This window comes from Pigmentiphaga sp. YJ18, assembly GCF_038066655.1.
Taxonomy (GTDB): Bacteria; Pseudomonadota; Gammaproteobacteria; order Burkholderiales; family Burkholderiaceae_B; genus Pigmentiphaga.
This window is the reverse complement of the sequence record NZ_JBBUKU010000006.1, coordinates 309823-323252: the sequence shown is the minus strand read 5'-3', so window position 1 is coordinate 323252 and position 13430 is coordinate 309823. Positions and strand designations below refer to the sequence as shown.

Sequence of the window (13430 nt, the reverse complement as noted above, 5' to 3'; positions counted from 1 at the left end):
TTGCGCCGATGATAGTGGACGGACGTCTGTGAAAGTAGGTCATTGTCAGGCTATCTACAACCAAAACCCCCGACCGGTTCTCCGGCCGGGGGTTTTGTCTTTTACGGCCGCGCATTCCGCGTAGCGTCTTCCTACCTCTTGTTTCCTGTGATGGGACCTCCTGTGGGCCCGCAGGGGAACGGCTACGCCTTTTTCCCGGTCAAGAAATGATCGCGGACAAGGAGAACGACATGAGATCAGGACGCTGGATGGCCGGATGGGCCGTGGCGCTTGGCATCACGGTGGGCGCCACGTCGGTGGCCCAGCCCGTGCGGCCAGGGCAGGACGTACCCATGACTCGCGCGGCGCTGCCTGCGGGCGTGCAGTTGTCCACCTGGGCCGAGGGCCTGGAGCACCCCTGGGGTCTTGCGCTGCTGCCGCAAGGGGGCGCCCTGGTAACCGAACGGCCCGGACGCTTGCGCGTGGTGTCGGGGCAGGGGCAGGTCTCGGCGCCCGTGGAGGGCGTACCCAAGGTGGACGCTCGTGGCCAGGGCGGTTTGCTGGACGTGGTGCTGCATCCGGATTTCGCGCGCAATGGACTCGTGTACCTGAGCTATGCCGAGGCGGGCGAGAGGGGGAACAGTACTGCGGTCGCGCGCGGAAAGCTGGTGCAGGAAGGCGGCCACTGGCGCTTTGCCGACTCCCGGGTCATCTTCCGCCAGTCTCCCAAGTTCGCCAGCACGCTGCACTTCGGTTCCCGCCTGGTGTTCGCGCGCGACGGCAAACTGTTCATCACGCTGGGCGAACGCTCCAGCCGCCAGACCCGTCCGGACGCCCAGGGCTTGAACACGCACCACGGCAAGGTCGTCCGGGTCAACGACGATGGCAGCGTGCCGCGCGACAATCCGTTCGCTGGCGACAAGGGGGCGCTGCCCGAGATCTGGTCGCTGGGCCATCGCAATCCCCAGGGCGCGGCGCTGAATCCAGGTACTGGCGAATTGTGGATGATCGAGCATGGTCCGCAGGGCGGCGACGAGTTGAACGTCGTGCGCGCCGGCAAGAATTACGGCTGGCCCCTGTACACGTACGGCGAAGAGTATGGCGGCGGCCGGATCGGGCAGGAGGCGTCGCCGCCGGGCTTCGAACCGCCCTTGTACAGCTGGGTGCCGTCGGTGTCGCCGAGCGGGTTGGCGTTCTATACCAGCCAGGCCATTCCTTCGTGGACGGGCAGCCTGTTCACCGGCGCCTTGAGCGGACAGGCGTTGATACGCTTGCAGCTGGACGGCGAGAAAGTCGTGCGCGAAGAGCGTCTGCTGACCGGCATGGGCAGCCGGATCCGCGATGTCGTGATGGGGGCGTCGGGAGAACTGTACCTGCTGACCGATGCCAGGCAGGGGAAGATCCTGATCCTGCGCGGCGCGGGCGCCGGAGGTTCGTAGGCCGGGCGAGGCCGGGCCTGCGATGCGCCCGGACCATGTTGGCCGGGCGCTGGCGGGAGTCCCGTCGGACGGGGCTGCCTGCTTATTTCAGGTGAGCGTTGACGATCTTGGTCAGCTCGAACATGTCGACGCTGGGCTTGCCGAACAGCTCCTTGAGCTTGGCGTCGCCGTTGATGTTGCGCTTGGCCTTGGGATCCTGCAGCTTGTGCTTCTTGATGTATTCCCAGATCTTGCGCGTGACTTCGGTACGCGGCAGCGGGGCCGGGCCGATGATGGCGGCCAGCGTGGCGCTGGGGGTCATGGGCTTGAGGAAGGCGGCGTTGACCTTGCGGGGAGCCTTGGTCGCGGCCTTCTTGGCCGGAGCGGCCTTCTTGGCGGCCGGGGCTTTCTTAGCCGGAGCGGCTTTCTTGGCGGGCGCGGCTTTCTTCGCCGGCGCCTTCTTGGCTGTGGCCATGCTGTACTCCTAAAAAGGGGTTCAATCGTCAGATCGTTGGCAGGGCCACACCGCAGTGCGCGAGAGGCAGACTCCAGAACTGCGGAATAACCCCGCGAGCGCAGCATATCGCCTTGCTGGGCAAAGCCACAACAAAATTCCAACAGAAACGGCGTTTCCCCGGGGTTTTAGACGGGGATGCAACGCTTGGCGGGCCGCTATGGCCGGTAGAATGGTCACATTGCCCTTCCATGCCCTTGCCGGGATGCGCTCGCCGATGTTTGCATTTGTTCCGTTTCGTATCCGCTCGTCCGCTTTGTGGCTGGCTTTCGCGGCGCTGGTCGCGGGCTGTGCCGGACCCACCCCCGAGCGGGCCGAGCAGGCGGACCCGGTCGACGGCGCCGCGGCGTTGATGCTGTCGCAGTCGTCCTCGACCGTGGGCGAGACCCCGGCGGGATGGCGGCCCTGGATCATCCGGCCCGACAAGACCCGGACCCGCTATCAGGTCGTCCGCGCCAGTGTGGACGGACACGAGCGCCCGGTGCTGCATGCCGTGGCGGAATCGGCCGCGAGCGGGATGTGGGTGCCCGTGCACTTGCCCGCCGCGCAGGCCCCGTATGTGCGCTGGTCCTGGCGCACCGACACGATGATCGAGCGGGCCGACAGTTCCCGTCCCGAGACCGAGGACGCGCCCGCGCGCCTCGTGCTGGCCTTCGACGGCGACTGGCGCAAGCTGCCGCTGCGCGACCAGATGCTGGCCGAGACCGCGCGCATGCTGCTGGGGCGCGAGGTGCCCTACGCCACCTTGATCTACACCTGGGATACCGGCAAGCCGGTGGGCGCCAACCTGGCCAATGCCCACACGTCCCGCATCCGCCTGAAGGTGGTCGAGTCCGGTCCCGAGCGCACGGGCCGCTGGCTGGACTACGAACGCAATTACGTGCAGGACTACATCGAGCTGTTCGGAGAAGAGCCCGGCACGCTGATCGGCGTGGGGGTCATGACCGACTCGGACAACACCCGGGGCTATGCTGAAAGCTGGTATGGCGACATTCAGCTTTTGACACCAAGTCGTACCGCGCTGGGGGAACTCCCGGACGGACCGGTTATCGATTGACATTCGGGCCGCCGAGCGGCCGCAGGACCGGAGAGCAGGAATGGATGCTGGGGTGGCGTTGCGTTCGCCGCTGGAAGCCATACGCAAATTTCACGATGATCTGACGCTGCTGCGGCGCGACCTGCACGCGCATCCCGAGCTAGGATTCGAAGAGGTCCGCACTTCGGGCATCATCGCCAAGGCGCTGGAGCTGCTGGGCGTGGAGGTGCACCGGAACATAGGCAAGACCGGACTGGTCGGCATCATCCACGGCCGGCGTTGCGACAGCGGCCGCATGATCGGCCTGCGGGCCGACATGGACGCGCTGCCGATGGCCGAGGACAACGCCTTCGAGCACCGTTCCAGCAAGCCGGGCCTGATGCACGGCTGCGGCCACGACGGCCATACCGCCATCCTGCTGGGCGCGGCGCGCTATCTGTCCAGGACGCGCAATTTCGACGGCACCGCGGTGCTGATCTTCCAGCCCGCCGAGGAAGGGCTGGGCGGGGCCCGCGCCATGATGGACGATGGGCTGTTCGATACCTATCCTTGTAACGAAATCTACGCGCTCCACAACTGGCCCGGGCTGCCGGCCGGCAAGGTCGGCATCAATCCCGGACCGATGATGGCGGCGTCCGACCGCTTCGAGATCGTCATCGAGGGCAAGGGCGGCCATGGCGCGCACCCCTACCAGACGATCGACCCGGTCGTGGTGGCGGGCCAGATCATTACCGCCACGCAGTCCATCGTCTCGCGCAACGTCAATCCGCTGGATTCGGCGGTGGTGTCCATCTGTTCGGTGCAGGCCGGCAATCCCGGCGCGATGAGCGTGATTCCGCGCGAGGCGCGCCTGGTGGGTACGGTGCGGACCTTCCGGCGCACGGTGCAGGAGATGGTCGAGACGCGGCTGCGGGATCTGTCCTCGTCGATCGCGGCCGCGTTCGGGGCGACGGCCACGCTGAAGTACGACCGCATCTATCCGGCCACCATCAATACGCCGCGGGAAGCCAATTTCGTGGCCGACGTGGCGACCGCGATGCTGGGCAAGGAAAACGTCATCCGCGACCTGACGCCGTCGATGGGCGCCGAGGATTTCTCGTTCATGCTGCAAGGACGGCCGGGCGCCTACTTCCGGCTGGGGCAGGGCGGCGCGGAGCGGGGCTGTTTCCTGCACAGCAGCAGCTACGATTTCAACGACGCGGTGATCCCCCTGGGCGCGGGCATCATGGCCTCGCTGGTCGAACGCAGCATGCCGGTGGTGGACTGAGCCCGCCCGAGGGGGCGGGTTTGCACCAGCCTTCCTTCCAATTGCTTTAGAAATAAACTTTGTACATCTAAAGCAAAATGGGAGGATGACATGGCGAACGAAAAACGCTCGGCGGCCTACGCCGGGACCGGTGGCCTGGACCGCCGGGACTTCCTGCGCGGCGCGATGGCGGCGGCGGTGGCCGGAACCGGTATCGCCGCGGCGGGCCCGGCGCGGGGCCAGGCGGAAGGGGCGCGGGCGCCAGGCCGCGAGTTCCTGATCTCCGGCGGCCATGTGCTGTCGATGGACCGGAGCGTGGGCGACCTGCCCGAGGGCGACGTCCACGTACGCGACGGCGCCATCGTCGCGGTGGGCCGCAAGCTGTCCGTGCCCGGCGCGCAGGTCATCGACGCGCGCGGGATGATCGTCATGCCGGGCTTCGTCGATGCCCACTCCCATCTGTGGAACGCCTTCCTGCGCGGTTCGGTGCGGGGCGACGATCCCCTGCGCGGCTATTTCCCGACGACCAATCGCGCCGCGCCGCTATGCACGCCGGACGATGCCTTCCATTCGGTCCGGTTCGGGCTGATGCAGGAGTTGCTGTCGGGCGTGACCTGCCTGAACAATTTCTCGCACAACACGCGGTCCGTCGCGCACGCCGATGCCGAGATCCGCGCGGCGCTGGACGTCGGGGCCCGCACCCGTTTCTCGTACGGCACGCCTGGCCGGGGCGAGCGCCTGGACCTGGCCGGCGTCAAGGCGACGCTGGCGAACTGGGGCCGCGCGGACCCCAGGTTGAGGCTGGGCGTCAACCTGCAACTGCCGTCGCCGGCGGTGCTGAAGGCCGGTGGCAGCGACGAGACCTTCGTCGGCGAAGTGCGTGCGTCGCGGGAGCTGGGGCTGCCGATCTCGCTCCACTACGGCGACACGGCGCACGGACTCGTGGGGCTGATGGATCGAAGCAACCTGCTGGGGCCGGACATCCTGATGATCCACACCCAGGGCTACACGGCCGCCGAGCGCGAGCTGATGGTGAAAAAACAGGTGCACTTCAGCATGTCGCCGGCCATCGAGATCCCGTATTCGACGGTGCGCAACGGCTACATCCAGTTCGCGGAGCTGGAGGCGCTGGGGGCCAGCCTGAGCCTGTCGGTCGATGCGTCCAGCGCGCTGGCGACGGGCGATTTCTTTACCGTCATGCGGGCGCTGCTGTGGGCCCACAAGCAGCGCGCCGACGTGGACCGCAAGCTCGAACCGCGCCGCATCGTCGAGATCGCCACGCTGGGCGGCGCGAAGGCGCTGGGGATGGATGACGCCATCGGGTCGCTGTCGGCCGGCAAGCAGGCCGATATCATCCTGGTCCGCAAGAACGACATCAACATGGCCCCGGTGATCGACCCGTACTACTCGCTGGTCTATTCGGGCATGCCCGCCAACGTCGATACCGTGATGGTGGGGGGGCGCGTGCTGCTGCGGGGCGGGCGGCACGCGACGCTGGACGTCCAGGAGGTCGCGGACCTGGCCGCGCAGGCCGGGAGCCGGATGCACGAGCGGCTCGAGGGCATCATCTCGAACCGGAAAGAGAACCTGGGCGACCTGAACCGGAAAGGATGAGCGGGAACGCGCGCGGGCGCGGGGGTTGGCGCGGGGCCGGGTTCGGGCCGTAAAATGAAGGCAACCTAGCCGGCGCGCGCGGCATACGCGTGCGCCGGCCGACCTTCCGATACGCCCCTTGGCCGCATCCATGACCCTTTCCACGCTGACCATCACCCGCCCCGACGACTGGCACCTGCACCTGCGCGACGGCGAGGCGCTCGAGGCCGTCGCCGCCCATTCCGCGCGCCAGTTCGCCCGGGCCATCATCATGCCCAACCTGAAGCCGCCGGTCACGACCACGTCCCAGGCGCTGGCGTATCGGGACCGCATCCTGGCGGCGCTCGGCAAGAGCGGCATCGGGCCGGACACGTTTAAGCCGCTGATGACGCTGTACCTGACCGACAATACGGCACCCGAGGAAATCCAGCGCGCCCGCGAATCGGACGCGGTCCATGCGGTCAAGCTGTATCCGGCCGGCGCGACGACGAACTCGGATGCCGGCGTGACGGACCTGCTGGGCCGCTGCGCCAAGGTCCTGGAAACCATGGAGAAGGTCGGCATGCCGCTGCTGACCCATGGCGAGGCCACCGACCCGGCCATCGACGTATTCGATCGCGAGCAGGTCTTCATCGACCGGGTCATGATTCCCCTGCGCCGCGCGTTCCCGGTGTTGAAGGTGGTGTTCGAGCACATCACCACGGCCGATGCCGCGCAATACGTGCGCGATGCCGAGGGTCCCATCGCCGCCACCCTCACGCCCCAGCACCTGCTGTACAACCGCAATGCCCTGTTCCAGGGCGGCATGCGCCCGCACTGGTACTGCCTGCCGGTGCTCAAGCGCGAGACGCACCGCCAGGCCCTGGTCGACGTCGCCACCAGCGGCAATCCGCGTTTCTTCCTGGGTACCGACAGCGCGCCGCACGCGCGCGGCCTGAAGGAGCACGCCTGCGGCTGCGCGGGCTGCTTCACGGGGCTGCACGCGATGGAGCTGTACGCCAAGGCCTTCGACGACGCCGGCAAGCTGGATGCGCTGGAAGGCTTCGCCAGCTTCCACGGACCCGATTTCTACGGCCTGCCGCGCAATACCGGCAAGCTCACGCTGGTGCGCGAGTCTTTCCGCATTCCCGACGAACTGTCGTTCGGCCAGCAGACCATCGTGCCGCTGGCCAGCGGGGAGACCCTGCCGTGGCGGGTCTCGATCTGACCCACATCGACTGGGGCCAGCCCTGGTTCGCCGGCATCGCCCACAAGGGCGAGTTGCTGGCGCCCTCGGGCGACGAGCCCTTGTGCGACAGCCTGAACCGGCTGCTTACGGCGGGCGAGGGCGGCCACGGCGCGCGCGGACGCACGCGAGTGGCCTCGGGCAAGCCGCTGGTGTTCGTGCCGCAGTCCGACCTGCCCGAGGGCCGGGCCTACGAGGCGCACATCCACCAGACCGGCCGCATTCCCACGCGGGACAACCTGCACGATCTCTTCAACGGACTGGCGTGGTTCGCCTTCCCGCAGACGAAGGCGCGGTTGAACGCGATGCAGGCGCGCGCGCTGAAGAAGGCGTCCGCCGCCGAGGGCCGGGGGCCCTTGCGGGACGCGGTAACCATCTTCGACGAGAACGGGTTGGTGCTGGCCTGCTCCAGCGACGAGCTGGCCCAGGCGCTGCGCCGCTTCGACTGGCGCACGCTGTTCGTCGAACGCCGCACCGCGACGCTGATGCAGACCGAGCCCTGGGCGGTCGGCCACGGGCTGCTGGAGAAGCTGGTTCGGCCCTACAAGGCCATTACCGCGCACACGCTGATCGTGCCGGTCGACGATTCGTATTTCCGGGCCTCCCCCCAGCAGCGGCGCACCACCATCGATCGGCTGGTGGCCGACTGGCTGGACAACTGGCCCTTCTTCACCGCGCGCGACCTGTGTCCGCTGCCGGTGCTGGGCCTGCCCGGCTGGTGGCCCGACAACACGTCGCCGGGGTTCTACGACGATACCGAGGTTTTCCGCCCCGGCCGCACCCGTCAGCGGTAAAATAACGGCGCAGAGCAGATCAGGCAGTCGCGGTGCCTTCGGGCATCGAGGAAGGTCCGGACTCCACAGGACAGGATGGCGGCTAACGGCCGTCCGGCGATCGCCAGGGCGCAAGCCCGGGCGCGAAGCCGAGGAACAGGGCCACAGAGACGAGTCTGCGGCGAGGGCGGACGATGTCCGCACCGGTACGGCCACTCCGTACCGTTCGTACGGGCAACCGTGCGAGTCGCGGCAGGGTGAAACGCGGCAACCTCCATCCGGAGCAACACCAAATAGGCATGCGCGCGGCTTCGGCCGTTCAGGGCGGTCCGCCCGAGCATGCGGGTAGGTGGCTAGAGCCGTCCGGCAACGGCCGGCCCAGAGGAATGACTGCCCGCGGGCGACGCCCGTGTACAGAATCCGGCCTATCGATCTGCTTTGCCTTGATTTTTTGCGCCTGGCCGTCCATCCGGGGCAAGTCCTTCGCCGCGAGCCCCATGACCGCCGCCCTGCCTACCCCTTCGGATCTTGCCTTCGAACTGGCCCCCGTCGGCCTGCTGGTGACGCGCGACCGGGTCATCGAGCGCTGCAACCGCGCGTTCGCGAGCATGTTCGGGTACAGCCGCCAGCAACTGGTGGGCCAGACCACGGAAATGCTGTATCCCTCCCATTCCGAGTACGAGGACATCGGCGCGCGCGGCGTGCGCAGCATGCTGGCCGAGGGCATCCACCGCGACGAGCGCATCATGGTCCATCGCAACGGCGAGCTGTTCTGGTGCGCGGTGTCCGGACAGCCGGTGGACCCGGCCCAACCCTATGCCTGCGCCATCTGGGTATTCGAGGACCTGCGCCCGGTGCGTCCGGTCCGCCTGGCGCTGACTCCGCGCGAGCGGGAGATCTCGGCGCAGATCCTGGCCGGACGGACCAGCAAGCAGATCGCCAAGGACCTCGCGCTGAGCCCGCGCACGGTCGAGACCTACCGACTGCGGCTGATGCGCAAGCTCGAGGCCCGGACCGTGGGCGAACTCATTTCCCGCCTGCTGGGCCTGCCCTAGCGGCCGTTCCCTAGACCGGGATGCGGATGGGAAACGGCGGCGGCGACGGCACGTGCGGCGCCACGATGCGGTTGCGCAGCGTGCCCAGCCCGCTGACCTCCAGTTCCAGCACGTCGCCGTGCTTCAGGAAGCGGCCCAGTTCGTTGCCGCAGCCTCCGCCCACGGTGCCCGATCCCAGGACCTCGCCCGCGTACAGGGTTTCGTCGGACGATACGTAGGCCAGGATGTCCAGGAAAGTATGGTGCATGTCCCGGGAGTTGCCGCGCGACCATTCCTCGCCATTGACCCGGGTAACCATGGTCAGCGCCTGGGGGTCGGCGATCTCGTCGGCGGTGACCAGCCAGGGGCCCATGGCGTTGCCGGTGTCGAAATCCTTGCCCTTGGCAGGGCCCAGGCCGCCCTGCATCTCGGTGTACTGGGCGTCGCGCGCCGAGAAGTCGTTGAAGATGGTGTAGCCGAAGATGTGGGAGGCGGCCTCGGCCGCGGGGATGTTCTTGCCCCCGCGCGAGGTGACCATTCCGATCTCCAGTTCGTAGTCGATGACTTGCGAATACGCCGGCCAGTGCACGTCGGCGCCGTCGCCCACCACGCTGAAGGGATTGCCCTTGTAGTAGATGGGGCGTTCGTACCAGACGCGCGGCAGCTCGACCGAGGCCGGGTCCAGCCGCTGCGTGCCGATGCCGAACAGGTAGCGGTTGGCGCGCGATTGCCGGAAGTGCGTCTCGAAGCACAGGCAGTCGCGCAGGCGGCGGGGCTGGGGCAGCGGCGCCTGCCGCGCCACGGCCGACACGGCATGGGTGGCGCCGGGGCGCTCGACCAGCCGGCGCGCGTGGTCGAGCGCCGCCGGCCCGGCGTCGATCAGGTCCAGCATGCTGCGGAAATAGGGCGCGGCGTCGGCCGCGGTGAAGTCCGTGATCGTGGCTTCGCCAGGCAGCAGCGCGCCGATGTGCGCCGTGCCGCCGGGGGCAAGGAAGGTGGTCAGTTTCATCAGTGGTTCCCGTCGCAGTGTTCGTGTCCGCAGGCGTGCGGCTGGCGCGCGAAATGGCGTTTGCCCATCAGCGCCAGCATGTCCATGACGTTGGGAGCCGGGAGCGCGCCGCCCGAGATTTCGCGGTAGCAGGCGTAGACATTGACGCACAACCGTTCGTCCTCGCCCCAGTTCGCCCAGCGGTCCATCGAAATGGCGTCCACCGCCTGCTCGAAGGACATGCCCGCTTCGAGGCAGCGGCGGGATTCGGCCAGCAGGTAGATCAGGTAATCGCGGAATTCCCGCACGCCATCCTTGTCCGTGATCGGGCCATGGCCGGGCACGATGGTCTCGACGTCCCAGCCCAGCATCCGGTCGCAGGCGGCGATCCAGTTCGAGACCGGGCCGGTCCAGATGGCCGGATGCGCGCCGACGAACATGATGTCGCCGGTGAAGACGGTGCGGTCCTGCGGTACGTAGACCAGTACGTCGCCGCGCGTATGGGCCGGGCCGACTTCGATGAGCTGGACTTCCTTGTCGCCGACCTTGAGGTCCATGCGGTGATCGAAGGTCTCGGTGGGCAGCGTCAGGCGAATGCCGCTGAAGTCGAACCGCGAACCGATCACCTCTTGCCAGAACTTGCCGGCCATGCCCATGTTCGGCCAGTCCTTCTGCCATCCCGCGTATTGTTCGGGTGGGCGGTGCTTCATGTCCTCCACGCAGCCGTTGGAAGCGATGATGCGCGATCCCTCCAGCAACTGGTTGCCGAAGGTATGGTCGCCGTTGCCGTGGGTGTTGACCAGGGCACCGATCCGCTTCGCGGCGGGCACGGCGTCGCGCATGCTGGCCAGCATCTCGGACGTCATGGGCAGGTCGAACAGGGTGTCGACCAGCAGCGATTCGCCGCCGTCGGAAATCAGCCCGGCGTTGGACCAGCCCCAGCTCCCGTCGGGAACGAGGTAGGCGTGCAGGCCGTTGCCCAGATCGTGCAAGCCCTTGGTGAAGCGCCATTTGGCGGTCGAGGTCGTCATGTCGTCTCCTTCTGGTTGTCCCGCGTTCTGTGTATATCCACCGGTGGTGGCCTAATCGAGCCGGATGTTCGCGTTGCGGATCACGGCGCCCCATTTGTCGTAGTCGCGCCGCACGATGTCGCGCAGTTCGGCAGGCGTCGATCCTACCGGCTCCAGGCTGGCGGTGGCCAGGCGCTCGCGCACGTCGGGCATGGCCAGCACCCGGGCGACGTCGGCGCTGATCTTGTCGACCACCTCGGGCGGCGTGCCCGCGGTGGCGAACAGGCCGTGCCAGGCGTCGGCGACGTAGCCGGGCACGGTCTCGCCCACGGTCGGCACGTCGGGAATGTTCTCGCTGCGCTTGGCCAGCGTTACCGCCAGCGGCCGCACCTTGCCGTCGCGTGCCGCGGCGACGCCGTTGGTATAGGGCTCCATGGCCAGGTCGATCTGCCCGCTCAGCAGCGCCAGCACCTTGTTCGTGTTCATGGGAACGTGCAGCATGCGGGTGCCGGTCATGCTGGTCAGCAGCTCCATCACGATGTGGTTGCCCGAGCCGTTGCCGGCGGACCCGTAGGTGAGCTTGCCGGGATTCTTCTTCGCATAGGCGACCATCTCGGCGATGTTGTTGACGCCCAGGTCGCTTCGGGCCAGCAGCACGTAGCCCAGGTTGACCATGAGCGACACCGGCGCGAAGCTCTTGAAGGCGTCGTAGCCCAGCTTGCCGTACAGGTGGGGGTTGGCGCACAGCACCGAGTTGACCGTATAGAGCAGGGTATAGCCGTCGGGCTGGGCCTGGGCGACCGCGGTCGCGCCGATGGCGCCACCCGCGCCCGGACGGTTCTCGACGATCAGGGGCTGGCCCCAGATGTCCCCCAGTTTCTGGCCGACGATGCGCATGACCACGTCGGGCGAGGTGCCGGCCGCGAACGGGATGATGACCTTCACCGGCCGGGTGGGGAAGCTCTTCTCCGATCCGTGGGCGGGCCAGGAGGCGGCCAGCGCGAGGGCCAGCGCGGCGCGGCCGAACAAGCGTGCAACAGGGGTCTTCATGTCGTCTCCTTGGGAGGGGCTGGCTCGTTGCGGCCGCCGGCAAGCGCGGCCTTGAGCTCGGTTTTCAGAACCTTGCCGTAGTGGTTCTTGGGTAGTGCATCGACGAAGCGGTAGCGCTTGGGGCGCTTGAAGCGCGCGATCCGGTCCAGGCACAGGCCGTCGAGCGCCGCCGGATCCGGCGGCGCGCCGTCCCGGGGCACGACGAAGGCCACGACCTCCTCGCCCCACTCCGGGTCGGGCGCGCCGACCACCGCGACTTCGGCCACGCCGGGATGGGCCAGCAGCACTTCCTCGATCTCGCGCGGATAGATATTGGAGCCGCCCGAGATGATGACGTCCTTGGAGCGATCCTTCAGCGTCAGGAAGCCCTCCGCGTCCAGCGCGCCGACGTCGCCGGTCCACAGCCAGCCGCCACGCAGCGCCCGGGCACTGGCCTCGGGGTCGCGCCAGTAGCCAGCCATGACCACGTCGCCGCGCACCTGGACCTCGCCGATTTCGCCGTCGGGCAGGGGGGCGCCGTGCTCGTCGGCCACGCGCATCTCCACCTGCGACTGGGCGTAGCCCACCGAGGCCAGGCGCTCCAGCCAGCGTGGATGCCCGCGGTCGGCCAGTTGCTGGCGCGGCAGCGCCGTGATCGTCATGGGCGATTCGCCCTGGCCGTAGATCTGGACGAAGCGGTCGCCCATCACGGCCAGCCCCCGCCGGATGTCCTCCACATACATGGGGCCGCCGCCGTAGACCAGGGTCTTGAAGCCGGAGGGGTCGGCGTCCGCCGCCTCGACGTGGGCCACCAGCCGCTTGACCATGGTCGGGGCGGCGAACATCGACAGCCGGCCCACGCTCGATGCCAGGCCGGCCAGCTCCGCCGGATCGAAGCCGCCGGATGCCGGCACCACGTGGCGCGCCGCCGCGGCCATGTGCGGCAGGCTGTACAGCCCCGCGCCGTGGGACATGGGCGCGGCGTAGACCGCGGCATCGTCCGCGTCCACGGGATCGACGTCCGAGAAATAGCAGGCCGTCATGGCCAGCAGCATCCGGTTCGTCTGCATGACGCCCTTGGGGCGCCCGGTGGTGCCCGAGGTATAGAACAGCCAGGCGAGGTCCTCGGGCCGGCGCGGGGCGGGCGGCACGGGGACGGCGCCCAGGAGGTCCCGGTAGCCGGCGGTGCCGGTCTCGAATACGTGGCGGATCGCCGGCGCCTCGTCCAGCAGGGGCAGCAGGCCCGTCGCCAGGTCCGGACTGATGAACAGCGCGCCGGCCCGGGCATGTTCCAGGATGAACAGGGCTTCGCGCGGATGCAGCTTGGCATTGATGGGGACGACGGCCAGCCCGGCCCACCAGGCGCCGTACAGGGCTTCCAGGTATTCCGGGCAATTGGCCATGAACAGCGCCACCCGGTCGCCGGGCACGAGGCCGCGGCGGCGCAGGCCGCCGGCCACGGCCGCCGCGCGTGCGGCCAGCCCGCGGTAGTCGAGCAGCCGCGAGGCCCCGTGGTACAGGGCGGGGCGATCGCCGTGGGTCCGCGCGGCGCGCACCAGCAATTGGACGACATTCATCGGGATCG

At 68.3% G+C, this 13430-nt stretch carries 12 protein-coding genes and 1 other RNA gene; 8 read left to right on the top strand and 5 right to left on the bottom strand.

What is annotated here, in order from left to right; genetic code table 11:
- Nucleotides 1-230 precede the first annotated feature (230 nt).
- Nucleotides 231-1418: a PQQ-dependent sugar dehydrogenase gene (locus tag WKR98_RS28255; RefSeq protein ID WP_341435299.1), complete on the top strand. Its 1188-nt coding sequence runs from the start codon at nt 231-233 to the stop codon at nt 1416-1418.
- Between the two features lie 82 nt (nt 1419-1500).
- Here the strand turns inward: WKR98_RS28255 and WKR98_RS28250 are convergent, their stop codons facing one another.
- Entirely contained in the window at nt 1501-1872 is a 372-nt protein-coding gene (locus WKR98_RS28250; protein WP_087841749.1) for an SWIB/MDM2 domain-containing protein, read from the bottom strand.
- Nucleotides 1873-2128: 256 nt separating this feature from the next.
- Between WKR98_RS28250 and WKR98_RS28245 the strand changes: the two genes are divergently transcribed.
- The 7 genes from WKR98_RS28245 to WKR98_RS28215 all read left to right on the top strand — a co-directional run bounded on the left by WKR98_RS28245 (nt 2129) and on the right by WKR98_RS28215 (nt 8839).
- Entirely contained in the window at nt 2129-2968 is an 840-nt protein-coding gene (locus WKR98_RS28245; protein WP_341435298.1) for a DUF3047 domain-containing protein, read from the top strand.
- A gap of 52 nt (nt 2969-3020) precedes the next feature.
- Entirely contained in the window at nt 3021-4214 is a 1194-nt protein-coding gene (locus tag WKR98_RS28240) for a M20 aminoacylase family protein (protein ID WP_341435303.1), read from the top strand.
- Nucleotides 4215-4304: 90 nt separating this feature from the next.
- Nucleotides 4305-5807 carry an amidohydrolase family protein gene (locus tag WKR98_RS28235; RefSeq protein WP_341435297.1) on the top strand — a complete coding sequence of 501 codons (1503 nt, stop codon included), beginning with the start codon at nt 4305-4307 and terminating at the stop codon, nt 5805-5807.
- 130 nt (nt 5808-5937) lie between these two features.
- Nucleotides 5938-6993 carry a dihydroorotase gene (gene pyrC / locus WKR98_RS28230; RefSeq protein WP_341435296.1) on the top strand — a complete coding sequence of 352 codons (1056 nt, stop codon included), beginning with the start codon at nt 5938-5940 and terminating at the stop codon, nt 6991-6993.
- Nucleotides 6975-7805: a DUF3025 domain-containing protein gene (locus WKR98_RS28225; protein WP_341435295.1), complete on the top strand. Its 831-nt coding sequence runs from the start codon at nt 6975-6977 to the stop codon at nt 7803-7805. Before pyrC ends, WKR98_RS28225 begins: the two co-directional genes overlap by 19 nt.
- A gap of 11 nt (nt 7806-7816) precedes the next feature.
- An RNA gene (rnpB, locus tag WKR98_RS28220) (RNase P RNA component class A) lies at nt 7817-8228 on the top strand.
- 53 nt (nt 8229-8281) lie between these two features.
- On the top strand, nt 8282-8839 hold the full coding sequence (locus WKR98_RS28215) for a LuxR C-terminal-related transcriptional regulator (protein ID WP_124691247.1): 558 nt from the start codon (nt 8282-8284) through the stop codon (nt 8837-8839).
- A gap of 10 nt (nt 8840-8849) precedes the next feature.
- On the opposite strand, the gene WKR98_RS28210 is transcribed toward WKR98_RS28215, so the two are convergent.
- The 4 genes from WKR98_RS28210 to WKR98_RS28195 are packed head-to-tail and all read right to left on the bottom strand — an operon-like array spanning nt 8850 to nt 13422.
- Nucleotides 8850-9827, bottom strand: coding sequence for a fumarylacetoacetate hydrolase family protein (locus WKR98_RS28210; protein ID WP_341435294.1), 978 nt, complete (start codon nt 9825-9827; stop codon nt 8850-8852).
- The gene (locus WKR98_RS28205) at nt 9827-10837 is read right to left on the bottom strand and encodes an MBL fold metallo-hydrolase (protein ID WP_341435293.1); all 1011 of its coding nucleotides are present in this window, start codon (nt 10835-10837) and stop codon (nt 9827-9829) included. The genes WKR98_RS28210 and WKR98_RS28205 overlap by 1 nt, the downstream gene beginning before the upstream one ends.
- A gap of 51 nt (nt 10838-10888) precedes the next feature.
- Nucleotides 10889-11866 carry a Bug family tripartite tricarboxylate transporter substrate binding protein gene (locus WKR98_RS28200; RefSeq protein WP_341435292.1) on the bottom strand — a complete coding sequence of 326 codons (978 nt, stop codon included), beginning with the start codon at nt 11864-11866 and terminating at the stop codon, nt 10889-10891.
- Nucleotides 11863-13422, bottom strand: coding sequence for a class I adenylate-forming enzyme family protein (locus WKR98_RS28195; protein WP_341435291.1), 1560 nt, complete (start codon nt 13420-13422; stop codon nt 11863-11865). The genes WKR98_RS28200 and WKR98_RS28195 overlap by 4 nt, the downstream gene beginning before the upstream one ends.
- Nucleotides 13423-13430 lie beyond the last annotated feature (8 nt).

Excerpts from the sequence above, each read along its gene's own strand:
- WKR98_RS28235 (WP_341435297.1), top strand. The coding sequence starts at position 4,305 with ATGGCGAACGAAAAACGCTCGGCGGCCTACGCCGGGACCGGTGGCCTG.
- WKR98_RS28195 (WP_341435291.1), bottom strand. The coding sequence starts at position 13,422 with ATGAATGTCGTCCAATTGCTGGTGCGCGCCGCGCGGACCCACGGCGAT.
- WKR98_RS28245 (WP_341435298.1), top strand. The coding sequence starts at position 2,129 with ATGTTTGCATTTGTTCCGTTTCGTATCCGCTCGTCCGCTTTGTGGCTG.
- WKR98_RS28255 (WP_341435299.1), top strand. The coding sequence starts at position 231 with ATGAGATCAGGACGCTGGATGGCCGGATGGGCCGTGGCGCTTGGCATC.
- WKR98_RS28210 (WP_341435294.1), bottom strand. The coding sequence starts at position 9,827 with ATGAAACTGACCACCTTCCTTGCCCCCGGCGGCACGGCGCACATCGGC.
- WKR98_RS28215 (WP_124691247.1), top strand. The coding sequence starts at position 8,282 with ATGACCGCCGCCCTGCCTACCCCTTCGGATCTTGCCTTCGAACTGGCC.
- WKR98_RS28205 (WP_341435293.1), bottom strand. The coding sequence starts at position 10,837 with ATGACGACCTCGACCGCCAAATGGCGCTTCACCAAGGGCTTGCACGAT.
- pyrC (WP_341435296.1), top strand. The coding sequence starts at position 5,938 with ATGACCCTTTCCACGCTGACCATCACCCGCCCCGACGACTGGCACCTG.
- WKR98_RS28200 (WP_341435292.1), bottom strand. The coding sequence starts at position 11,866 with ATGAAGACCCCTGTTGCACGCTTGTTCGGCCGCGCCGCGCTGGCCCTC.
- WKR98_RS28250 (WP_087841749.1), bottom strand. The coding sequence starts at position 1,872 with ATGGCCACAGCCAAGAAGGCGCCGGCGAAGAAAGCCGCGCCCGCCAAG.